This window comes from Pseudoduganella dura (assembly GCF_009727155.1).
Lineage (GTDB): Bacteria > Pseudomonadota > Gammaproteobacteria > Burkholderiales > Burkholderiaceae_D > Rugamonas > Rugamonas dura.
Window position 1 is genome coordinate 4412699 of the sequence record NZ_WNWM01000002.1, and the last position, 23483, is coordinate 4436181.

Genomic DNA, 23483 nt, shown 5'->3' on the forward strand with positions numbered 1-23483 from the left:
AGCGCGGCGGGGACCCCGACCCCGGATGGAGAATGCGGGGTCGGGAGAAAGCGCACGTCTCGAGCGTGCGCTGGTACGTCAGTGCGCTTACGCCGCCATGCCGCTATGCCGAAGCAATGCGTCGATCTGCGGTTCGCGGCCCCGGAACGCCGTGAACGATTCGATCGCCGGCCGCGAACCGCCCACGGACAGGATCTCGTGCAGGAACTTCTTGCCCGTTTCGACCACCTTCTGGTCTGCGCCTTCCAGCGCCGCGGCTTCCTCGAACGCCGCGTAGGCATCGGCGGACAGCACCTCGGCCCACTTGTAGCTGTAGTAGCCCGCCGCGTAGCCGCCGGCGAAGATGTGGCCGAACGAATTCTGGAAGCGGTTGAACGCCGGCGGCACGATCACCGAGAAGCGCCTGCGCACGTCGTCGATCACGTCCTGCACGGCGCGGCCCGAGGCCGGATCGTAGTCATAGTGCAGGTGCATGTCGAGCAGCGAGAATTCCACCTGGCGCAGCGTCTGCAGGCCGGACTGGAAGTTCTTCGCCGCCGTCATCTTGTCGAACAGCGCGCGCGGCAGCGGTTCGCCCGTCTTCACGTGCGCCGTCATGTGCGACAGCACGTTCCACTCCCAGCAGAAGTTTTCCATGAACTGCGACGGCAGTTCCACCGCATCCCACTCCACGCCGGCGATGCCGGACACGCCGAGTTCCTCGACGGTCGTCAGCATGTGGTGCAGGCCATGGCCGAACTCATGGAACAGCGTGATCACCTCGTCGTGCGTGAACAGCGAAGGCTGCACCTTGCCGCCGATGACGGCCGGCTCGGTGAAGTTGCAGGTGAGGTAGGCGACCGGCGTCTGCAGCTGGCCGGCTTCCACGCGGCGGCTGCGCGCATCGTCCATCCACGCGCCGCTGTTCTTGCCGGGGCGGGCGTACAGGTCGAGGTAGAACTGGCCCACCAGCTCGCCGTCGCGCTCGATGCGATAGAAGCGCACGTCCTGGTGCCAGGTCGGCGCCTCGTCCGGCAGGATCTGCACGTCGAACAGGTTCTGCACCAGCTTGAACAGGCCGTCGATCACTTTCGGCTCGGGGAAGTACTGCTTCACTTCCTGCGCCGAGAACGCATAGCGGTGCTGCTGCAGCTTTTCGGAGGCATACGGCAGGTCCCACGCGTTCAGTTCGGTCAGGCCCAGGTGTTCGGCCGCGAAGGTGGTCAGCTCTTCCAGGTCTTTCTCGGCGAACGGCCGGGCGCGTTTGGCCAGGTCTTCCAGGAAGCCGATCACCTGCTCGGGGCTCTGCGCCATCTTCGGCACCAGCGAGACTTCGGCAAAGTTCTTGTACCCCAGCAGCCGTGCCTCTTCCGCACGCAACTGCAGCAGTTTCACGATATTGGCGCTGTTGTCCCACTTGTCGCGCTCGCTGAACGCGTCGCCCAGTTCCGATGCCTTGGTGGCATTGGCGCGGTACACCTTCTCGCGCAGCGCGCGGTTGTCGGCGAACTGCAGGATCGGATAATACGACGGGAAGTGCAGCGTGAACTGCCAGCCCTCCTTGCCGTTCTTTTCGGCGAGCGTCCTGGCGGCATGCTTCACGTCGTCCGGCAGGCCGGACAATTCGGCTTCGTCCTCCACCAGCAGCTTCCAGTCGTTGGTGGCGTCCAGCACGTTTTCCGAGAAGCGCGTCGACGTCGCCGCGTGTTCTTCCTGGATGTCGCCGAAGCGCTCCTTCTGTTCCGCCGGCAGCTCGGCGCCGCCCATGCGGAAATCGCGGATCGCGTTCTCGACGATGCGCTTGCGCGCCGGCGACAGGGTGGCGAATTCCGGCGAAGCCTGCAGCGCCTTGTACTTGGCGAACAGCGCCTCGTTCTGGGCCAGTTCGGTCCAGAACTCCGTCACCTTCGGCTGGTTTTCGTTGTAGACGGCACGCAGCTCGGGCGTATCGGCCACGTTGTTCAGGTGACCGACGATCCCCCATGCCCGGCCCAGCAGCTCCGTCGCGTTTTCCAGCGGCGTCACGAAGTTCTGCCACGTGACCGTCCCGGCGGGCGCTTCCAGCCCCTTCACCACTTCGCGGTTCTTCGCCAGCAGCTCGTCGATGGCCGGCGTCACGTGTTCGGGCCTGATCGCGTCGAAACGCGGCAGGCCGCTAAAGTCCAGCAGGGGATTGTCAGTCGTCATCGTCTATTCCTAGGGTTGGCTGAAAGGCTTAGACCTTTTCAGCGGATTCGATCGTATTCATCAACAACATCGTGATGGTCATGGGGCCCACGCCGCCCGGCACCGGCGTAATGTGCGCGGCCACTTCCTTGATGCCGGCAAAATCCACGTCCCCGCACAACTTTCCATTATCGTCGCGGTTCATGCCCACATCGATCACGATTGCGCCCGGCTTCACCATGTCGGCGGTCAGCGTGTTGCGGCGGCCGACCGCCGCCACGATCACGTCCGCCTGTTTCGTGTACACGGAGAGATCCGGCGTCGCGCTGTGGCAGATGGTGACGGTGGCGTTGGCTTGCAAGAGCAGCAGACCCATCGGTTTGCCGACCGTGTTGCTGCGGCCGATCACCACCGCGTGCTTGCCGCGCAGGTCCACGCCGGTCGATTCGATCAGCTTCATGCAGCCATACGGCGTGCACGGGCGGAAACCTTCCAGGCCGGTCATCAGTTCGCCGGCGGACAGTACCGAGTAACCGTCCACATCCTTTGCCGTGGAGATCGCTTCGATGACCTTGTGCGGGTTGATGTGCTTCGGCAGCGGCATCTGCACCAGGATGCCGTGGATCGCCGGTTCCTCGTTCAGGGCCGCGATGCGTTCGAGCAGCGCCGCCTCGGACAGGTCGGCCTCGTATTTTTCCAGCACCGAGTGGATGCCCACGTCGCCGCACGCCTTGACCTTGTTGCGTACATACACCTGGCTGGCCGGGTCTTCGCCCACCAGGATCACGGCCAGGCCGGGCTGCTTGCCCTGTGCGGTCAATGCGGCGGCGCGGGAGGCGATTTCGGCGCGCAGTTTTTGGGAGAGGGCGATTCCGTCGATGAGTTGGGCAGACATGGTGATTGGCTAAGGTGGGATGAAAGACCGACATTATAAAGGCGCCCGGTGCGGTCCCGCGATTGCCCGATCCAGCCCGAACGACCCTGTCGACGGAAACGGTTCCGTTTTGCTCACATGGATGATTTTTCAATGATCCGGGATGACTGGAAATCGTGGATTTATGCGGCATTGCAGCATTTTTCCATAGGGAGATTTCACATTATAAAAACATCTTTCATGTTTTGAAAAAGGAGAAATTCACTGTTAGAATCCTCACACCTCGTAAAAGTCTTGGTAAATAATCACCCCCTCGCGTCCGCCACGATCACCGCATCGGTTCGGGCCAAATCACTTAGGAGACTAGATAGATGTCAGCTCAACTTGACCAGGTCACGGCCCAAACCGCCAATGATCCGGACGCACAGGAAACCAAGGAATGGCTCGAGGCGCTCGAGGCTGTACTGCAAAATGAAGGCCCGGAGCGCGCCCAGTACCTGATGGAGCGGCTGGTCGACCTGGCGCGCCGCAGCGGCGCCGATATCCCGTTCTCGGCCAATACCGCGTACGTGAACACGATCCCCGCCGATGTCGGCGCGCACTGCCCGGGCAACCTGGAGTACGAAGAGCGCCTGCGCTCGTGGATGCGCTGGAACGCGATGGCGATGGTGGTCCGCGCCAACCGCGCCGATGGCGACCTGGGCGGCCACCTGTCGTCGTTCGCTTCGCTGGCGAACATGCTGGGCATCGGCTTCAACCACTTCTGGAAAGCCCCGAGCGAAGAGCACGGCGGCGACCTGCTGTACATCCAGGGCCACTCGTCACCCGGCGTGTATGCACGCGCCTACCTGGAAGGCCGCCTGACGGAAGAGCAGCTGATCAACTTCCGCAAGGAAGTGGACGGCAAGGGCCTGTCGTCGTACCCGCACCCGAAACTGATGCCGGGCTTCTGGCAGTTCCCGACCGTGTCGATGGGCCTGGGCCCGCTGATGGCGATCTACCAGGCGCGCTTCCTGAAGTACCTGCACGCGCGCGGCATCGCCAATACCGACGGCCGCAAGGTCTGGGCCTTCTGCGGCGACGGCGAGATGGACGAGCCGGAATCGCTGGGCGCGATCGGCATGGCCGCCCGCGAACAGCTGGACAACCTGGTCATCGTCGTCAACTGTAACCTGCAGCGCCTGGACGGCCCGGTGCGCGGCAACGGCAAGATCATCCAGGAACTCGAAGGCGAATTCCGCGGTGCCGGCTGGAACGTCGTCAAGGTCATCTGGGGCCCGGGCTGGGACAGCCTGCTGGCCAAGGACAAGGAAGGCATCCTGCAGCGCGTGATGATGGAAACCATCGACGGCGAATACCAGAACTACAAGGCCAAGGATGGCGCCTACGTGCGCAAGCACTTCTTCGGCAAGCATCCGAAGCTGCTGGAAATGGTCGCCAACATGAGCGACGACGACATCTGGCGCCTGACCCGCGGCGGCCACGACCCGCACAAGATCTACGCCGCGTTCAAGGTGGCGCAGGAAGCCAAGGGCAAGCCGACCGTGCTGCTGGTGAAGACCGTCAAGGGCTACGGCATGGGCAAATCCGGCGAGGCGCGCAACACCGCCCACCAGACCAAGAAGCTGGACGACGAGGCGATCCGCGAAATGCGCGACCGCTTCAACATTCCGATCCCGGACGACAAGCTGGCCGAAATCCCGTTCTTCAAGCCGTCCGACGACGCGCCTGAAATGAAATACCTGCACGAGCGCCGCGCGGCACTCGGCGGCTACCTGCCGGCGCGCCGCCAGCAGGCCGATGAAACGCTGGTCGTGCCGCCGCTCGAAGCGTTCAAGAACGTGCTGGAACCGACCGCGGAAGGCCGCGAGATCTCCACCACGCAATCGTTCGTCCGCATCATCACCGCGCTGCTGCGCGACCAGAGCCTGGGCCCCCGCGTGGTGCCGATCCTGGTCGACGAATCGCGTACCTTCGGCATGGAAGGCCTGTTCCGCCAGATCGGCATCTTCAACCAGCAAGGTCAGCTGTACGAGCCGGTCGACAAGGACCAGGTGATGTACTACCGCGAAGACAAGGCCGGCCAGATCCTGCAGGAAGGCATCAACGAAGCGGGCGGCATGAGCTCGTGGATCGCGGCGGCCACGTCGTACTCGACCAACAACCGCGTGATGATCCCGTTCTTCACGTATTACTCGATGTTCGGCATGCAGCGCGTCGGCGACCTGGCCTGGGCCGCAGGCGACATGCGCGCCCGCGGCTTCATGATGGGCGGCACCGCCGGCCGTACCACGCTGAACGGCGAAGGCCTGCAGCACGAGGATGGCCACAGCCACCTGTTCGCCGCGGCGATCCCGAACTGCCTGCCGTACGACCCGACCTTCGGCCACGAACTGGCGGTGATCGTCCATGACGGCCTGCGCCGCATGGTGACGGAACAGGAAGACGTGTTCTACTACATCACCATCATGAACGAGAACTATGCTCACCCGGGCCTGAAAGCCGGCCAGGAAGAGGGCATCCTGAAGGGCATGTACCTGCTGCAGGAAGGCGCCGCGAACGCCGGCCAGCGCGTGCAGCTGATCGGCTCCGGCACGATCCTGCGCGAATCGATCTTCGCCGCCGAGCTGCTGGAGAAGGACTGGGGCGTTGCCGCCGACGTCTGGTCCGCGCCGTCGCTGACGCTGGTGGCCCGCGACGGCCAGGATGCCGAGCGCTGGAACCTCGTGAACCCGACCAAGGAACAGCGCGTGCCTTACGTGACGCAGCTGCTGCAGGATACGCAGGGCCCGATCGTCGCCACGACCGACTACATGCGCCTGTACGCCGAGCAGATCCGCGCCTTCATGCCGAAGGACCGCACCTACCGCGTGCTGGGCACCGATGGTTTCGGCCGTTCGGACAGCCGCGCCAAGCTGCGCGAGTTCTTCGAGGTGAACCGTTACTACATCGCCGTTGCCGCGCTGCGCTCGCTGGCCGACGAAGGCAAGATCGACATCTCCGTGGTGGAGCAGGCTGTCGTCAAGTACGGCCTGAACCCGAACAAGCCAAATCCGGTGACCCAATAACGAGAATACGGAGCAAACGCTATGAGTATTGTGGAAGTCAAAGTCCCGGATATCGGTGATTTCAAGGAAGTCGAGATCATCGAGCTGATGGTCAAGGTCGGCGACACGATCAAGGTCGACCAGTCGCTGATCACCGTCGAATCGGACAAGGCGTCGATGGAGATTCCATCGTCGTCGGCCGGCGTCATCAAGGAAATCAAGGTCAAGGTCGGCGACAAGGTCGCCGAGGGTTCGCTGCTGTTGCTGGTCGAGGCCGAAGGCGCCGCCGCCGCCGCGGCTCCAGCCCCTGCGCCGGCCGCCGCCGCGCCGGCACCTGCAGCCGCTGCCGCACCGGCGCCAGCGCCAGCTCCGGCGGCGCCGACAGCATCGGCCGGTCCTGTCGAAGTGAAAGTGCCGGACATCGGCGACTTCAAGGAAGTGGAAGTCATCGAGCTGATGGTGAAGGTGGGCGACACGATCAAGAAGGACCAGTCGCTGGTCACCGTGGAATCGGACAAGGCATCGATGGAGATCCCGTCGTCGCACGAAGGCGTGGTCAAGGAAATCAAGGTCAAGGTCGGCGACAAGGTTGCCGAGGGCTCGCTGGTGCTGATCGTCGAATCGACCGGCGGCGGCGCAGCTGCCGCTCCTGCCCCTGCGGCGGCTCCCGCCCCGGCAGCCGCTGCTCCGGCCGCCGCGTCCGCACCGGCACCTGCCGCGGCTCCGGCTCCGGCCCCCGCGGCTGCTCCGGCTCCGGCCGCGCCGGCAGTCTCCGGCAAGCTGGCCCACGCGTCGCCGTCCGTGCGCAAGTTCGCCCGCGAACTGGGTGTGGACGTGGCGAAGGTGCCGGGCACCGGCCAGAAAGGCCGCATCACCCAGCAGGACGTGCAGAACTACGTGAAGGGCGTGATCGCCGGCGCGGCCGCTCCCGCCGCCGCCGGTGGCGGTGCGGGCCTGAACCTGCTGCCATGGCCGTCGCTGGACTTCTCGAAGTTCGGCGAAACGGAACTGCAGCCGCTGCCGCGCATCAAGAAGATCTCCGGCCCGAACCTGCACCGCAACTGGGTGATGATCCCGCACGTGACGCAGTTCGAGGATGCGGACATCACCGACCTGGAAGCGTTCCGTGTCGATACCAACAACGCCAACGCGAAGAACAAGGATGCCGCCAAGCTGACGATGCTGGCCTTCGTCATCAAGGCATCCGCCGCGGCGCTGAAGAAGTACCCGGCGTTCAACTCTTCGCTGGATGCGAAGGGCGAGAACCTGATCCTGAAGAAGTACTACAACATCGGCTTCGCGGCCGATACGCCGCAAGGCCTGGTGGTACCGGTGGTGAAGAATGCCGACCAGAAGAGCGTGTCGCAGATCGCCCGCGAAATGACCGAACTGTCGCTGGCGGCGCGCGAAGGCAAGCTGAAACCGGCCGACATGCAGGGCGCCACGTTCACGATCTCGTCGCTGGGCGGCATCGGCGGCTCGCACTTCACGCCGATCGTGAATGCCCCGGAAGTGGCGATCCTCGGCCTGTCGAAGGCTTCGATGAAGCCGGTGTGGGACGGCAAGCAGTTCGTGCCGCGCCTGATGATGACGCTGTCGCTGTCGTACGACCACCGCGTGGTCGACGGCGCGTCCGGTGCCCGCTTCGCAGTCTACCTGGCAGAAGTGCTGGGCGACATGCGCAAAGTGCTGCTGTAAGGAGAGGGCTACATGAGCATCGTTGAGGTAAAAGTACCGAATATCGGCGACTTCAAGGAAGTCGAAGTGATCGAGGTGATCGTCAAGGTGGGCGACACGATCAAGGTCGACCAGTCGATCGCCACCGTGGAATCGGACAAGGCGTCGATGGAGATTCCGGCCACCCATGGCGGCGTGGTCAAGGAACTGAAGTTCAAGGTGGGCGACAAGGTGTCGGAAGGCTCGCCCCTGCTGTTGCTGGAAGAGGCGGCCGGCGCCGCTTCTCCGGCGCCGGCGGCCCCGGCTCCGGCGGCGAATGTCGCCACGCCTGCGGAGAAAGGCGAGGCGCCGGGCCAGGCCGCGCCGGTGTACGGCGCACCGGCGGTGCCGGCTCCCGCGGCACCAGCCGCCGGTCCCGCGCCTGCCGCGGGCTCGTATTCCGGCAATGTCGACATCCAGTGCGACGTGATGGTGCTGGGCGGCGGACCCGGCGGCTACTCGGCCGCGTTCCGCGCTGCCGACCTGGGCCAGAACACGATCATCGTCGAGCGTTACGCAACGCTGGGCGGCGTGTGCCTGAACGTGGGCTGCATCCCGTCGAAGGCGCTGCTGCACCTGGCTTCCGTCATCGACGAGACGGCGCACCTGGGCAAGCACGGTGTGAAGTTCGCCCGGCCGGAAGTGGACATCGATGAAGTCCGCAAGTACAAGGAAGGCGTGATCGGCAAGATGACCGGCGGCCTGTCCGGCATGGCCAAGGCGCGCAAGGTGCAGGTGGTGCAGGGCCTCGGCCAGTTCGTCAGCCCGAACCATATCGAAGTCACCGGCCCGGACGGCACGAAGAAGGTCGTGCAGTTCAAGCAGGCGATCATCGCGGCCGGTTCCGCCGTGGTCAAGCTCCCGTTCGTGCCGGAAGATCCGCGCATCGTCGATTCGACCGGCGCGCTGGAACTGCGCTTCATCCCGAAACGCCTGCTGGTGATCGGCGGCGGCATCATCGGCCTGGAAATGGCCACCGTGTACTCCACGTTCGGTGCGCGCATCGACGTGGTCGAGATGATGGATGGCCTGATGCAGGGCGCCGACCGCGATGCCGTGAAGATCTGGCAGAAATACAACGCCGCGCGCTTCGACAACATCATGACCAAGACGAAGACCGTGGGCGTGGAAGCGCTGCCGGAAGGCATCAAGGTCACGTTCGAAGCCGCCGAAGCCGGTGCCACCGCACCGGAACCGCAGATCTACGACATGGTCCTCGTGGCCGTGGGCCGCAGCCCGAACGGCAAGAAGATCGCCGCCGACAAGGCCGGCGTGCAGGTGACCGACCGCGGCTTCATCAACGTCGACAGCCAGATGCGCACCAACGTGCCGCACATCTTCGCCATCGGCGACCTTGTGGGCCAGCCGATGCTGGCCCACAAGGCGGTGCACGAAGGCCACGTGGCGGCCGAAGCGGCCGCCGGCCAGAAGTCGCACTTCGACGCCACCGTGATCCCGTCCGTCGCCTACACCGATCCGGAAGTGGCGTGGGTCGGCCTGACGGAAGACGAAGCGAAGGCCAAGGGCATCAAGGTCGAGAAGGGCCACTTCCCGTGGGCCGCCTCCGGCCGTGCCGTGGCCAACGGCCGCGACGAAGGCTTCACGAAAGTGCTGTTCGACGCTGAAACGCACCGCATCGTGGGCGGCACCATCGTCGGCACGCACGCCGGTGACATGATTGGCGAGATCGCGCTGGCCATCGAGATGGGCGCCGACGGCACCGACATCGGCAAGACGATCCACCCGCACCCGACCCTGGGCGAGTCGATCGGCATGGCCGCCGAAGTGTACGAAGGCGTCTGCACCGACCTGCCGCCGGTGCGCAAGCGCTGATCCCTTCGAGCCTGCGCAGTCTCCGAACGCCACCTCCGGGTGGCGTTTTTTATCAGCTTTGTTGCCTAAAATCGGGGTCAGACCCTGAGCCTACCCCTCGAATTCCCAAGTGCGGACCATCGAAACGAGTTCGATAAATGCATATTTGATGGCCGATGGGGAGAGTCTGGGTCGACGATAGTCGTCGACCCAGTGCATTGCCAACGAGAAGATTGAAAGGCAGCTGCCTGCCTTGGGATGGCTGCCGTAGTGGACTTCATAGCCAGCCGCTCGTGCCGCTAAGCCGATCAGCCATAAGGCATAAGTGAGCAATGCACCGATTAGTAAAAGTGCCGCCAGACGAAGCAGGCTTGTAGTCTGGCTATGTCGCAGTGCCATTCCCCATTTGGCATTCTTCAGGTCGCGGAAAGTCTGCTCGATTTGCATGCGCCCAGAGTAAATTTTGATGATGTCGTCTGCACGAAGCTGTGCCAGTGCTGGCGAAACGGCGAGTAGCCAAGGCTCACATTGGGCAGCGCTGTTTTTCTTGCTGTGGTGCGCGCGCGCAGGTTGACCGGATTTCGTCAAGCAATGCCGTCCTTTCGATTTGGACTTGTACAGCACTAATCGGCAGTCGACAGGGTTGGAGCGGACATGAAAAAAATAGCCCAAATCGCGCGCTTTTGCGGTAGCTCTTGAGTACAAGCTTTTGCAGCCGAACCAGTCGTTGCCGTTCTGTTGGCACACCAAATCACGGTTGCGTATCCGTCCGACCCAGCCAAAGCCGAGCTGATTGAGCGTTTTAAACCACGTAGCACGAAATCCTGCATCGGTGATGATGATGGCGCGACAGTGCGCTGGCAGGATGGTTTTCAGGGTCTTCATGAAGCACTTATGGACCAAAGATGCCGCGAGCCTCTCCTGAGGGTGGACCTCCTCGTAGAGCGTAAAGGCGCGTCCTTCGATGATGGCTGCTGCACGCAGCAATTGAGCACTGCCATCTGCGCGAATTTCTGACCAATCTACTGCTACCTGCACGTATTGCCTGGATTGAAGAAGGCGTTGGCTCATTGCTCGGTATATCTGCACCCGCTCTTTGGCCAGATGGGGATTGCTCAGCAAACGGTCACAGCACTTGATGCGATGCCGAAGACTTGTTTGTGACCTGAGCTGCTTACCGATGCGTACAACGCCCAGCCCGGCACGAGCTGCAGCTTGCACAATTTGAGCTAGGCAAGCTCGGCGTTTAGCGTGAATTGATGGGCACTCCTGCCCCAACAATCGTTGTATGATTTGGCGTGCATGCATGGTCCGTGCCTTTCATTTGCAGTTTGGTCGCTACGAATGAAAGGGCTAACACGGCCATGCATGTGCCGTTTTTGGGATTGAAGTTAACAGCTTCCCATATGGTTTACAACAAAAATTTGAGGGGTAGGCTCAGGGTCAGACCCGAATTTTCAGCCTGCCCAGTCTCCGAACGCCACCTCTGGGTGGCGTTTTTTTATCAGCTCTTGTTGCCTAAAACCGGGGTCAGACCCCGAATTTTGGAAATATTTCCTGGAACCGGGGTCAGACCCGGTTGCCTTGACGCCTGTCATCTGTTTTTTTGCAGCATTTCAGGCGAAGCGGGCCCGGTAGTCGCTCGGCAGCACGCCCAGCCGCTGCATGAAGGCGCGCCGCAGGTTGTATTCGCTGCCATGTCCGCTGCGCCGGGCGGCTTCCTTGACGGTCATGCGCGGCCGTTCCAGCAGGCTGCAGGCCAGTTCCATGCGTAACCGCGCCAGCAGCTGCGCCGGCGTGACATCCGCTTCCCGCCGCACCCTGCGGTGCAGCGTGCGCACCGACAGCGCGCAGGCGGCGGCCATCTGTTCCACATCCAGTTCCTTCGCCAGGCGCGGCCGCAGCCATGCGGCCAGCTGCGCGGTCACGCCCTCCGGTGCCGACTGTGCCAGCAGTTCGGCACTGAACTGCCGTTGCCCGCCGGGGCGCTTCAGGAACAGCACCATCCGCCTGGCCACCGCCAGCGCCGCGGCGCGGCCGAGATCTTCCTCGACGAGGCTGAGTGCCAGGTCCATGCCGGCGCTGATGCCGGCGGACGTGCGGAACTTGCCGTCGCGGACGTGGATCGCGTCGTCCTGCACGTCGATCGCCGGATGCTGTTCACGCAGCGCCGGCACGTCCTGCCAGTGCGTGACGGCGCGGCGTCCGTCGAGGAGACCGGCGCGCGCCAGCACGAAGGCGCCGGTGCAGACGGAGCAGCAGCGCGCCGCCGGCCCGCTCGTCCGGGCCACCCAGCGCAGCAGCGCACGGCCTTGCGCCGTCGCAGCCGAAGGCAGGCATGCGCCGCCGCCGCCCGCCACCATCAGCGTGCCGCCGGCGATCCCGCGTCGCGGCAATGGCGCGGCCAGCATGCTCACGCCGGCCGACGATGCGACAGCGCCGCCGCCATGCGCGACCAGGTGGATGCGGTAAGGCGGCGGCAGGCCGGCGTCGCGCGCCTCGTCGTTGGCGCTGGCGAATACCTGGATCGGCCCGGCGGCATCGAGCAGCAGGAAGCCCGGGAACACCAGCAGCCAGATGTCGACAGGCAGGGCAGGGGAATTTGGCATGTGGCAGATATTCATCTATCGATGTCATTCCTGTCAAACGCGGCGATCCTACAATGGATTCGACATTGAAAAGGAGAACCTCATGCTCGAACTCAGGCCCACCTGCGAACACTGCGACAAGGCGCTGCCGGCGCATGCGACCGACGCTCGCATCTGTTCCTACGAATGCACATTCTGCGCCGGCTGCGTGGACGGCCTGCTGGAGAACGTCTGCCCGAACTGCGGCGGCGGTTTCGTGCCGCGCCCGGTCAGGCCGGTGCGGAACTGGAAGGGCGACAATTACCTCGGCAAGGATCCGGCGCGCGTGGAGCCGAAGTACCGGCCGGTCGACGCCGCCGCGCATGCCCGGTTCGCCGCAGCGATCCGGAACCTTCGGCCAGAAGAGCGGTAGTTTCCCTGGCGTGCGCCGGATGCGCGCCGCCGCAGCGCGGCCGGCCGTCACACGCCGCCGGTCATGCATCACTCTCTTTCGCAGACACTGCATGCGATGTTATGCTCGATGCCCGTTTGATAACCGATACCGAGGAAACCGATGCTCCTGTTCGCCGATGCCCAGTACACCAGCCCGTATGCAATGTCCGTGTTCGTCGCATTGACGGAGAAGCGCATTCCGTTCGAGTTGAAGACCATCGACCTCGATGCCGGCGCCAATCGCGAGGGGGATTACGCGACGCGGTCGCTGACGCAGCGCGTGCCCACGCTCGTCGACGGCGACTTCGCGCTGTCCGAGTCGTCCGCCATCACGGAATACCTGGAAGAGCTGCGGCCCGATCCGGCCCTGTATCCGGCGGACCTGAAAACACGTGCCCGCGCGCGCCAGGTGCAGGCGTGGATCAGGAGCGACCTGCTGCCGATCAGGCAGGAGCGCTCGACCAATGTCGTGTTCTACGCACCGACCGACGCGCCGCTGTCCGCCGCCGCGCAACAGGCGGCGGGCAAGCTGTTCAAGGCGGCGGACGCATTGCTCGCGCACGGCGGCGATCACCTGTTCGGTTCCTGGACCATCGCCGACGTGGACCTGGCCGTGATGCTGAACCGGCTCGTGCTGAACGGCGATGACGTGCCGGCGGCATTGCGCGCGTACGCCACGCGGCAGTGGGAGCGTGAGTCCGTGCAGGGCTGGGTCACGTTGCAACGCCCGCCGCTGTAAGGATCGCTGGCCCCGAATTTCCGTCACGCTGCCGGCTGCGTTGAATGTGCAGTAAGCCCGCGCCGCACGGCGACGCGGCAAGGTGACAATACGTGCGTTTTGCGGGGCCCGCGTGGTGATAGCATGGGAAACCGCCATCCTTCCCATGCTTTCAACCAGAAAGGCGCACATGAACAAGCGATTGCCCGCTGTACTGCTCGCCGGCCTGCTCGCCGGCCTCGCGTCGGCTCCCGCATGGTCGGGCGCCGGGGCATCCATTGCCCGCGAAACCCGGCAGCCCAAGGTCACGATCGTCGCAGGCTTGCCATACAGTGCCACGCAGACGATGACCCGGCTCCAAAGGCAGCATGACGGCAGCGAATTCACCCGGCAGCTCGTCTCGAAGCTGTACCGGGACAGCGCCGGAAGAACCCGCACCGACCGGCTGGACGACGAGGGCAATCCCGTGGTCTCGACGATCCGCGACACCGACGGCGCGTACCTGATGCTGGATCACCTGCACAAGACGGCGTTCAAGCCGAAAGTGACGCGGTCGCCGGTGCCGCCGAGGAAACGGGCCGGTGCCGGCGGCAGCGCGCCGCAGGCCTTGGACCAGGCGCGGGCAGCGGATGCGCAGCCCGGCCCTGCGGTCGAGCCGCTGGGCGAGCGCGAACTCGAAGGCTTGACGGTGACGGGCCAGGCTTACAGCTACACGGCCGGTGGCGGCGACAAAGGTGTGACGGTGGTCAGCGAGACATGGGTGGCACCGGAACTGAAGATTTCCGTCTACTACCGGCACAACGATCCACGTACGGGCGAAACCGTGACCGCACTGAGCGGCATCGACCGCACCGAGCCCGATGCCGCGCTGTTCGCCGTGCCGACCGGTTACACGCCCATTTCCCTCAAGGATGGCGAGGCGCCGGCCGAACGGCCGTGATGCGGGTCGCCGCCAGCCCGGTACGTTGCGGGATGGCGGCAATGGAGGGCCTCACCCCTCCTTGTGATGAAACGGCGCGAACCACGTCACCAGGAACGATGGAATGGTGGCCGCCATCACGAACCAGAAGTAATTCACGTACCCCATCCACTGCTGCAGGTGGCCGGAAACCAGGCCAGTCACCATCATGCACAGCCCCATCAGGCCGGTGCCGAACGCGTAGTGGGTGGTGGTGTACCTGCCCGGCGCGAGCTGCTGCATCAGGTAGATCATGAAGCCCACCGAGCCGAAGCCGTAGAAGAATTTTTCGATCGCCACGCCGGCGCTGATCGCCACCAGGCTGGTGGGCTGGTACATTGCCATCAGCAGGAACGTCACGTTCGGGATGTTGACGGCGCAGCACAGCAGGAACAGCGTCGGCTTCAGGCCGCGCTTGGCCACGAACAGGCCGCCCAGCAGCGAGCCGACCAGCACCGCCACCAGCCCATAGGTGCCGTAGACGATGCCCAGCAGCTCGTTCGACAGCCCGAGGCCGCCCTTGGCCACCGGGTCCACCATGAAGAACGGGCCGATCTTTTCCAGCAGGCCGATCGACAGGCGGAACAGGAACGCGAAGCCCACCATCAGCCACACATCGCGCTTCTGGAAGAACGTGATGAACGAATCCTTCAGGATGAACAGTGCCTCGCCGATGGAGACGGGCGCATTTTCGGCCTTGGCGCCATCGGGCATCACGCGCAGGTGCCACACCGCCATCACCAGCGTGATGCCGGCCACGATGAAGAACACGATGCGCCAGCTGTCGATCCACGCTTCGCCGAACGCGTTGGCATCGTGGCCGAACACGTTGGTGTGCAGCCAGCCCGACAGGTAGACCAGGCCACCGGAGGCGACGATCGGGCCGATGTTCCACGACAGGCTCTGGATGCCGCAGTACAGCGACTGCGTGCGCGTGTCCAGCGCCGTGACGTAGACGCCGTCGGACGCGATGTCCTGCGTGGCGCCGACGAACGACAGCACGATGAACAGCCCGACCATGATCGCCATGTACCCGGGCAGGGACATCGCCAGCGCCACGCAGCCGAAACCGAGGCCGATCGTCAGCTGCGCGCACAGCACGAAGAACTTCTTGGTGCGGTACATTTCGACGAACGGCGCGAACAGCGGCTTGATCGTGTAGGCGAGGATCAGGTAGCTCGCATACTCGGCCGCCTTGCCGTTGTCCATGCCCAGGTTCTTGAACATGATGGCCGTCACGCTGGTGAGCATGATGTACGCCAGCGCCATCGTGAAGTAGCCGGAAGGCACCCACAGCAGCGGGCTGACGCGCCGCGCCGCGGCGGCGGCGCCGGCCGGGGGCAGGGCGCCCGGTGTGGCGGCTTTCGTGTTCATGTCGTCTCCTGTCTCGATCGTCAAGGTGCGGGCGGCTATGTTGCCGCTGCTGCCGCTGCTGCCGCCATTATCTTAGGATGCGCGGCGCTGCGTGTCGATGAATTCGCGGTACCACAGCGCGCTGTCCTTCGGCGTGCGCTTCTGGGTGGCGTAATCGACATGGATGATGCCGAAGCGCTTGGCGTAGCCGGAATTCCATTCGAAGTTGTCCAGCAGGCTCCAGAGGAAATAGCCGCGCACGTCCACGCCCTGGTCGATCGCCGCCTTCAGTGCCGCCAGGTGGCGCTCCACGTAGTCGATGCGCTTTGCATCGGGCACGCGGCCTTCCACCAGCTCGTGGTCGGGATTGGCCATGCCGTTCTCGGTGATGTAGATCGGCGGCAGGTCGTACTCGCCCTTCAGCTTCACCAGCAGCTCGGTCAGCCCCTGCGGATAGATTTCCCAGCCCATGTCCGTGGTACCCAGCGCATTGGGTGCCTGGCGCGGCGGCGTTTCGGCGCTGCAGAAGGAGCGGAAGTAGTAATTCACGCCGAGGAAGTCGATCGGCTGGCGGATGATGTCGAAGTCGCCGTCGTCGATTTCCGGCGCATCGGCACCGTGGCCGCGCAGCGCATATTCGGGATAGCGGCCCTTGAAGATCGGGTCCATGAACCATTGCACCGAGCGGGCATATTCCCAGGTGGCGAGATCGCGGTCGGCCTGGCTGCCGGTGGCGGGGTCGGCGGTCCACTGGTTCAGTACGATGCCCAGTTCGGCGGATGCGCCGACGGCGCGCATCGCCTTCATCGCCAGCCCGTGCGACAGCAGCAGGTGGTGCGACACTTGCACCGATTGTTTCGTGTCCGTCACGCCCGGCGCGAACTGCCCGTTGCCGTAGCCCAGGTTCGCCGTGCACCATGGCTCGTTGTGCGTTGCAATCGTTTTCACGCGATTGCCGAAACGGCGCGCCACTTCCGCCGCGTACTCGGCGAAGTGGTAGGCGGTGTCGCGGTTCAGCCAGCCGCCTTCGTCCTGCAGGCCCTGCGGCAGGTCCCAGTGGTACAGCGTCACGTGGGCGGCGATGTTCTTCTTGTCCAGCTCGTCGAGCAGGCGCTCGTAGAATGCAAAACCCGCCTCGTTCCAGGCCCCCTTGCCGGCCGGTTGCACGCGTGCCCACGCCATCGAGAAACGGTAGGCATCCACGTGCAGGTCCGCCATGATGCCGACATCTTCCGCGTAGCGGTGATAGTGGTCGCAGGCCACGTCGCCATTGCTGCCGTCGATCACCTTGCCGGGCGTGTGGCTGAACGTGTCCCAGATGGACGGGCCCTTGCCGTCGGCCGTGGCGGCACCCTCGATCTGGAACGAACTCGTGGCCACACCCCACGTGAATGAAGGCGGAAATTGCAATTTGTCGGTCATTGTCTTGGTCGGCTGGAGGTTTTTGAGAAGGCATGAAAACGATTTCACGCGACGCTGGACATTAGACCGCAAGCGCAAATCCGTGTCAATTATAAAAAAGCTGCTTCGGGGCACCGATTTTCAGCAACAAAACAAGCCTGGAGACACGCCTGTGCAGCGGAAATTTCTGTGAGAAGGGGACTGCAGCGGGCCGGGCAGGCAATAAAAAACCCGGCCTTGCCGGGTTTGCGTTACTGCCTTGCTGACTTATCGCTTCTAACTTGCGATAAAGCGCGGCGGGATTTCCATGCCGGCGGTGGCGGCATCGGCGTAAGCACGCAGCTCGTTGATGGCCAATTCAAGTTGTTCCTGGCTGGGATTGGCTTGGAAACCGCGAATGCGTTCGTTCAGCGCAGCGACTTTCTGCGTCCATTCCAGCCTGTCGATCCTGCTCATAGAGCCTCCCTGCAAATTATATTCTTGAGGAAATCATTTTCCCCCAGTGGCAGCACGATCTCTGTGCGCCAGCGCACAATGCGCCGGTCACCAAGGATGAGTTACGGCGAGAGGCGTGTCAAGCCTTGACGCCGTGCAGGAACAGGTCGACGCGCTGCTCGACGAGCAGGGTGTCCTCGTGCACGTCGCGCGCCGGGGGCGCGAACAGGTAACGCTTCAGGTGATCCCCCATCAGGCAGTTCAGCAGGTGCACCACCAGCTGGTCGGCGGGCAGGTCGCGCAGCTGGGCACGCACGTCGGGCCGGGTGAAGTACCGCTCCAGCGCCAGCCGGGTCTGGCGCGGGCCGGATTCGAAGAACGCCTCGGCCATCTCGGGATCGTGGTGGGCTTCCGCGATGACCATCCGGTACAGCTTGATGACCGCCCCCGATGACACGAGCTCGTGGAAGCGCATGCCGAAGTCGACCAGCACCTCGCGAATCGGCCTCGGGTTCGTCTCCAGGTCTTCCATCGTCTCGAAATAGACATCGCGGCCCGATTTCAGGATTTCCCGAAACAGACCACTCTTGCCGCCGAACTTCACGTAGATCGTGCGCACGGCCACGCGCGCCCGGCGCGCGATCATTTCCAGGCTGACTTTCGAATAGCCCTTTTCCAGGAACAGCTCGGCGGCGGCGCTCAACAGTTCCTGCGTGCGCGCTTCCGCATCGCACGCCCGGGGGCGTCCGGCGCTGCGTGCGGCAAGCGGGCACAGGGGCGGCGCATCGCACAGGCCGGGATCTTTTACTTGCTCGTCAGACATGATTTGAACGGCGCGACAGGCGCCAGACACTGTGGGAACGCCGTTACTGTATGTCACCTAGAAATGAAATGCAATCGTTTCATTTCTTGACTTCGGTCAACCGATATCGAATAATGCGCATAACCCATTTCATTTTCGGAGCGTTTCCATGTCCAACCAGGCAGAACAAAAAGTGCTCGGCGCCGCCTCCCAGGCAACCCCGCAAGCCGCCGCGCCGGCGAAAAAGCCGAATCGCCGCGTGCTGGTCGTTGCCGGCCTGATCGCCGTGGCGGCTATCGCGGCGGGTGGCCGCATGTGGTACCGCAGCGCGCATTTCGTGGAAACTGAAAATGCCTATGTCGCCGGCCACGTGCACCCGGTGTCGTCGCGTATCGCCGGCACCGTGACGAAGGTGCTGATCGACGATAACCAGTATGTGAAGGCGGGCGACGTGATCGCCGAACTCGATCCGTTCGACCAGCATGTGAAGGTGGAGCAGATCCGCGCGCAGATCGCCAGCGCGGAAACGCAGGTGCTGCAGGCCGACGCGCAAGTGGCGCAGGTGAAGGCCCAGGCCAGCGCCACCGCCGCCCAGGTGAAGCAGGCCGAAGCGCTGCTGGTGCGCGCGAAACAGGACGCCGACCGCTACGGCCAGCTGTACACCAGCCAGATGAAGGCCGTGTCGAAGGCCGAGCTCGATGCCGCCAATGCCGGCCGCGCCAGCGCCGCCGCCGACCTGGCGGCCCGCAAGGACAGCGTCACCGCCGCCAAGGCGCAGATCGGCGCCGCGGCCTCCGCGCGCGATGTGCTGAAGGCGCAGATCGACGTGCTGAAAGTGCAGCTGAAGGACGCCGAACAGCAGCTCGCCTACAACCGCATCGTGGCGCCGGTCAGCGGCCGCGTGGGCAAGCGCAATCTCGAAGTGGGCCAGCGCGTGTCGCCGGGCCAGCAGCTGACGGCGCTGGTGCAGGACAATGTGTGGGTCACCGCGAACTTCAAGGAGACCCAGCTGGCGGAGATGCACATCGGCCAGCCGGTGCACATCAGCGTGGATGCGCTGCCGGGCAAGGAAATCACCGGCCACGTGGACAGCTTCTCGCCGGCATCCGGCAACCAGTTCGCGCTGCTGCCGGCCGATAACGCCACCGGCAACTTCACCAAGATCGTCCAGCGCGTGCCCGTGAAGATCACGCTCGACGCCGCCGACCAGAAGGCGCTTGCCGGCCGCCTGGTGCCGGGCATGTCGGTGATCGCCGAAGTGGCGATCGGCGAAGCAAGCCAAGTCCACTAAGCGGAACGCTGCAATGAGTACGCAGACACTGACCGGCAGCCCGCCCGGCGCGCCGGCCTATGGCCAGGCCGCCGAAGCGGTTTCCGGCCGCACCTGGATCGCGGTGGCCGCCGGCATGCTCGGCGCGTTCATGGCGGTGCTGGACATCCAGATCACCAACTCGTCGCTGAAGGACATCCTCGGCTCCCTGTCGGCCACGCAGGAAGAGGGTTCGTGGATCTCCACCGCCTACCTGGTGGCCGAGATCATCGTGATTCCGCTGACGGCGCTGCTGACGCGCGTGTTCTCGCTGCGCGGCTACATGATGGGCACCACCGCGCTGTTCCTGGTGTTTTCCACGCTGTGCGGTTTCGCCTGGAACCTGGAAAGCATGATCGCCTTCCGCATGTTGCAGGGCTTCACGGGCGGCGCGCTGATCCCGATGGCGATGACGCTGGTGATGACCCAGCTGCCGCCGTCGAAACGGGCGACCGGCATGGCGCTGTTCGGCCTGACCGCCACGCTGGCGCCGGCCATGGGCCCCACGCTGGGCGGCTACCTGTCGGAGCTGTACGGCTGGCCGTCGATCTTCTACATCAACTGGGTGCCGGGCCTGCTGCTGATGGCCGGTATCGCCTATGGCCTGGACAAGGAAAAGCTGCGCCTGGACCAGCTGTGGAACGCCGACTGGCTGGGCATCGCGTTCATGGCGATGGGCCTGGGCTGCCTGACGATCTTCCTCGAGGAAGGCAACAGCAAGGACTGGTTCGATTCGGCCTTCATCATCGCATTCGCCGCGATGGCGCTGGTCGGCCTGCTGGGGTGGGTCATCACCAGCGCGATGCGCGAGCAGCCGTTCGTCAACCTCGGCCTGTACGGGCAACGCAACTTCCTCGTCGCCACGGTACTGTCGGCGGTGATGGGCATGGGGCTGTACGGCTCGTCGTTCCTGCTGCCGCTGTTCCTGGGCCAGATCGCCGGCTATTCGCCGATGCAGATCGGCGAAGTGATCATGTGGGTGGGGCTGCCGCAGCTGTTCATCATGCCGTTCGTGGCCAAGCTGTCGGCGAAGATCGACAACCGCATCCTGTGCTCGTTCGGCCTGCTGCTGTTCGGCGGTTCGTGTCTGATGAACGCCTACATGGATGCGAGCACCGGCTACGACCAGCTGATGCTGTCGCAGGTCGTCCGCGCGCTGGGCCAGCCGTTCGTGATGCTCACGCTGTCGAACTTCGCGATGAACGGCATCTCGCCGAAGGACATGCCTTCGGCATCGAGCCTGTTCAACATGACGCGCAACCTGGGCGGCTCGATCGGCATCGCCCTGCTGGCCACCGCGCTGTCCACGCGCGAGCATTTCCATTCGGCGCGGCTGGGCGAATCGATCACCAGCTACTCGGCGGCCGCGCAACAGCGGCTCGACCAGATGACGCAGGCGTTCATCGGCCAGGGGTTCGACCCGGTCAACGCGGCGGACAAGGCGTTGAAGGCGGTCGACGGCATCGTGCGGCGCGAAGCGTATGTGATGGCCTACAACGACGGCTTCTTCATCGTCGGCGGCATCCTGCTGTCCTGCATCGCCATCCTGTGGCTGTCGGACAAGGTCAAATCGCCATCCGGCGCCGGCGCCGGCGGCCATTGAATTCAAGAGGTAACATCATGTTCATCAAACCAGGCATTACCGTGGCGGTCGCATCCGCCATGCTGTTTCTCTCCGGCTGCGCCACCGTGGGCACCGATTTCAAGGCGCCGGCCGGCATCGCCGGCTCCGGCTTCCGCCACGCGCCGCAAGCGGCCGCATCGCACCAGGATGCCGCCGCGCGCCTGCCGCAGCAATGGTGGAGCGTGTTCGGCGATGCAACGCTGGACCGGCTCGAACAGCAGGCGCTGGCCGACAGCCCCACCGTCAAGGCGGCCGGGCAGCGGCTGCTGCAGGCCGAGGCGCAACTGGGCGTCACGCGGGCCAGCGAACGGCCGCAGCTGAACGTCAGTGCCGGGATCTCGAATTCGCGCACGTCGGCGAACACCTCGCAGGGGATCGCTCTGGGCCGCCGCGCGATCGACGGCAACAACTATTCGGTCGGCTCGTCGTTCTCGTACGAGCTGGACCTGCTGGGCCGCGTGCGCCGCGCCGTGGAAGCGGCCGATGCGCAGGCGCTGGCCGCGCAGGCCGATCGTGATGGCGTGATGCTGGTGCTGACATCGCAGGTTGCCACCACCTACTGGCAGTTGCGCGGCCTCGACGCCGAGATCGCGATCCTGCGCGGCGCGCTCGATACGCGCCGCGAAACCGAGGAACTGGTGACCGCGCGCTTCAATGCCGGCCTGTCGAACGAACTCGATACGTCGCGCGCGACGATCGAACGCGCCAACGCGGAAGCCGACCTCGAAGAAGCCCAGCGCCAGCGCAACGGCCTGGAACACGGCCTTGCCGTGCTGCTGGGGGCGTCGCCGTCATCGACCGTGCTGCCGGCCGTCGCGGGAGCGGGCTTGCCGCAGCCGCCGGCGATTCCCGTCGGCCTGCCCGCCAGCCTGCTGGCGCAGCGGCCCGACCTGGCGCAAAGCGTGGCCACGCTGAAGGCGGCCAATGCGAATATCGGCGTGGCCGAGGGCGCGCTGTATCCGTCGCTGAGCCTGACCGGCAATTTCGGTTTTGCTTCCGAGAGCCTGTCGGAGATAGCCAAGGGCGGCTCGCGCCAGTTCAGCTTCGGCCCGCTGGCGTTGTCGCTGCCGGTGCTCGACGGCGGCCGCAACAAGGCCAACCTGGCCGCGGCGCAGGCCCGTTACGACGAAGCCGTGGCGAACCACCAGGGCCGGCTGCTCACCGCCCTGCGGGAAGTGGAAGACGCGCTGTCCGACGTGCAGCAGCGCCAGCAGCAGGGCAAGGCGCAGGCCGTGTCGCGCGAGGCGGCGGCGCGCGCTTACCTGGTGGCGCGGGCCCGCTACGAGCGCGGCCTGTCCACCTACCTCGACGTGACCGATGCCCAGCGCAGCTCGCTGGCGGCCGACCGTGCCACCGCGCAGATCGATACGCAGCGGCTGCTGGCCGCGGTGTCCGTCGCGCGGGCGCTGGGTGCCGGCTGGCAGCCGGAAGGCAAGCTGGCGCAACTGGCCCAGGCACCGAAGCAATAGGCAGAACAAGGCAGCCTCGCAGGGCCATGCCGATGCGCCGCAGCAGGCGGAGCCTGGCGAAATCCCTGCCCGTCTGCGCCGCGGCGAAAAATGCAATATGCTGAGTTTGTCTCAACCGACTTGGCCAACCTATAAGGAACTTACCCATGCCATTACTGGAAAAACTGCGGTGGCGCTACGCCACCAAGAAAATGGACGCGCAGCGCCCCGTGCCGGCCGACAAGGTCGAGCGCATCATCGAGGCGGCACGCCTGGCGCCCACGTCGAGCGGCCTGCAGCCGTATGAAATCCTGCTGGTGACGAATCCCGAAGTGAAGAAGCGCATCAGTGCCGTGGCCTGGAACCAGCAACAGGTGGTCGATGGCTCGCACCTGCTGGTATTCGCCGCATGGGACAACTACACGGCCGAACGCATCAACCAGATGTTCGACTACACCAACGAGGTGCGCGGCTTCGAGAACGAGGGTTGGGAGAAGTACCGGCAGCAATTGCTGGCCACGTACCCGCAACGCGACGCCGAGGTCAACTTCAGCCATGCTGCGCGGCAGGCGTACATCGGCCTGAGTGCGGCGGTGATTGCGGCCGCGTTCGAGGAAGTGGACAGCGTGCCGATGGAAGGCTTCGACCCGGCCGCGGTGGACGAGATCCTGGGCCTGCAGGCACGCGGCCTGAAGAGCGTGGTGATACTGCCGCTGGGCTACCGCGCCGATGCCGGCGACTGGCTGGTGGACCTGCCGAAGGTGCGCCGGCCGCGCGGGCAGTTCGTGACCGAAGTGGCGTAAGTTCCAGCCCGTTCCTGC

General features: G+C 64.6%; 18 protein-coding genes. 10 read left to right on the plus strand and 8 right to left on the minus strand.

The features are described 5' to 3' along the window. Positions 1 to 87: 87 nt before the first annotated feature. Both GJV26_RS19270 and folD read right to left on the minus strand, forming a co-directional pair. Positions 88 to 2166, minus strand: a complete 2079-nt coding sequence (locus GJV26_RS19270) for a M3 family metallopeptidase (protein WP_155710355.1) — start codon at positions 2164 to 2166, stop codon at positions 88 to 90. Positions 2167 to 2194: 28 nt separating this feature from the next. After that, positions 2195 to 3040, minus strand: a complete 846-nt coding sequence (gene folD / locus GJV26_RS19275) for a bifunctional methylenetetrahydrofolate dehydrogenase/methenyltetrahydrofolate cyclohydrolase FolD (protein WP_155710356.1) — start codon at positions 3038 to 3040, stop codon at positions 2195 to 2197. Positions 3041 to 3390: 350 nt separating this feature from the next. Between folD and aceE the strand changes: the two genes are divergently transcribed. From aceE to lpdA, 3 genes are read left to right on the plus strand one after another with little or no spacing between them, the layout of a single operon-like run. Further along, positions 3391 to 6087 (plus strand): pyruvate dehydrogenase (acetyl-transferring), homodimeric type, encoded by a 2697-nt coding sequence (gene aceE / locus GJV26_RS19280; protein WP_155710357.1) that lies wholly within the window; start codon positions 3391 to 3393, stop codon positions 6085 to 6087. A 21-nt stretch (positions 6088 to 6108) separates the two neighbouring features. After that, positions 6109 to 7764 (plus strand): dihydrolipoyllysine-residue acetyltransferase, encoded by a 1656-nt coding sequence (gene aceF, locus GJV26_RS19285; RefSeq protein ID WP_155710359.1) that lies wholly within the window; start codon positions 6109 to 6111, stop codon positions 7762 to 7764. Positions 7765 to 7776: 12 nt separating this feature from the next. Further along, a complete protein-coding gene (lpdA, locus tag GJV26_RS19290; protein ID WP_155710361.1) occupies positions 7777 to 9615 on the plus strand; it encodes a dihydrolipoyl dehydrogenase in 1839 nt (612 codons plus the stop codon). 90 nt (positions 9616 to 9705) lie between these two features. Here the strand turns inward: lpdA and GJV26_RS19295 are convergent, their stop codons facing one another. Together GJV26_RS19295 and GJV26_RS19300 are read right to left on the minus strand one after the other, a co-directional pair. Then, entirely contained in the window at positions 9706 to 10902 is a 1197-nt protein-coding gene (locus GJV26_RS19295; RefSeq protein ID WP_155709600.1) for an IS4 family transposase, read from the minus strand. 308 nt (positions 10903 to 11210) lie between these two features. Further along, positions 11211 to 12203 carry a GlxA family transcriptional regulator gene (locus GJV26_RS19300; protein WP_155710363.1) on the minus strand — a complete coding sequence of 331 codons (993 nt, stop codon included), beginning with the start codon at positions 12201 to 12203 and terminating at the stop codon, positions 11211 to 11213. Between the two features lie 82 nt (positions 12204 to 12285). On the opposite strand from GJV26_RS19300, the gene GJV26_RS19305 reads away from it, so the two are divergent. The 3 genes from GJV26_RS19305 to GJV26_RS19315 all read left to right on the plus strand — a co-directional run bounded on the left by GJV26_RS19305 (position 12286) and on the right by GJV26_RS19315 (position 14272). After that, entirely contained in the window at positions 12286 to 12594 is a 309-nt protein-coding gene (locus tag GJV26_RS19305) for a DUF1272 domain-containing protein (RefSeq protein WP_155710365.1), read from the plus strand. Positions 12595 to 12735: 141 nt separating this feature from the next. Then, positions 12736 to 13353: a glutathione transferase gene (gene yfcF / locus GJV26_RS19310; protein ID WP_155710367.1), complete on the plus strand. Its 618-nt coding sequence runs from the start codon at positions 12736 to 12738 to the stop codon at positions 13351 to 13353. Between the two features lie 169 nt (positions 13354 to 13522). Then, positions 13523 to 14272, plus strand: coding sequence for a hypothetical protein (locus tag GJV26_RS19315; protein WP_155710370.1), 750 nt, complete (start codon positions 13523 to 13525; stop codon positions 14270 to 14272). Between the two features lie 51 nt (positions 14273 to 14323). Here the strand turns inward: GJV26_RS19315 and GJV26_RS19320 are convergent, their stop codons facing one another. The 4 genes from GJV26_RS19320 to GJV26_RS19335 all read right to left on the minus strand — a co-directional run bounded on the left by GJV26_RS19320 (position 14324) and on the right by GJV26_RS19335 (position 18302). After that, positions 14324 to 15559 carry an MFS transporter gene (locus GJV26_RS19320; RefSeq protein ID WP_371866565.1) on the minus strand — a complete coding sequence of 412 codons (1236 nt, stop codon included), beginning with the start codon at positions 15557 to 15559 and terminating at the stop codon, positions 14324 to 14326. Between the two features lie 177 nt (positions 15560 to 15736). After that, the gene (locus GJV26_RS19325) at positions 15737 to 17065 is read right to left on the minus strand and encodes a GH1 family beta-glucosidase (RefSeq protein ID WP_155710374.1); all 1329 of its coding nucleotides are present in this window, start codon (positions 17063 to 17065) and stop codon (positions 15737 to 15739) included. A 255-nt stretch (positions 17066 to 17320) separates the two neighbouring features. Continuing rightward, positions 17321 to 17500, minus strand: coding sequence for a hypothetical protein (locus GJV26_RS19330; RefSeq protein WP_155710376.1), 180 nt, complete (start codon positions 17498 to 17500; stop codon positions 17321 to 17323). Between the two features lie 118 nt (positions 17501 to 17618). Beyond that, positions 17619 to 18302, minus strand: coding sequence for a TetR/AcrR family transcriptional regulator (locus GJV26_RS19335; protein ID WP_155710379.1), 684 nt, complete (start codon positions 18300 to 18302; stop codon positions 17619 to 17621). Between the two features lie 148 nt (positions 18303 to 18450). Here GJV26_RS19335 and GJV26_RS19340 point away from each other — a divergent pair, with 148 nt between their 5' ends. From GJV26_RS19340 to GJV26_RS19355, 4 genes are all read left to right on the plus strand, one after another. Beyond that, positions 18451 to 19572 carry an HlyD family secretion protein gene (locus GJV26_RS19340; RefSeq protein WP_155710381.1) on the plus strand — a complete coding sequence of 374 codons (1122 nt, stop codon included), beginning with the start codon at positions 18451 to 18453 and terminating at the stop codon, positions 19570 to 19572. Positions 19573 to 19585: 13 nt separating this feature from the next. Continuing rightward, complete coding sequence (locus GJV26_RS19345; protein WP_155710384.1) at positions 19586 to 21193, plus strand: DHA2 family efflux MFS transporter permease subunit; 1608 nt, start codon at positions 19586 to 19588, stop codon at positions 21191 to 21193. 17 nt (positions 21194 to 21210) lie between these two features. Then, positions 21211 to 22683 (plus strand): efflux transporter outer membrane subunit, encoded by a 1473-nt coding sequence (locus GJV26_RS19350; protein WP_155710387.1) that lies wholly within the window; start codon positions 21211 to 21213, stop codon positions 22681 to 22683. Positions 22684 to 22829: 146 nt separating this feature from the next. Further along, complete coding sequence (locus GJV26_RS19355) at positions 22830 to 23465, plus strand: NAD(P)H-dependent oxidoreductase (protein ID WP_155710389.1); 636 nt, start codon at positions 22830 to 22832, stop codon at positions 23463 to 23465. The last annotated feature ends 18 nt before the right edge of the window (positions 23466 to 23483 follow it).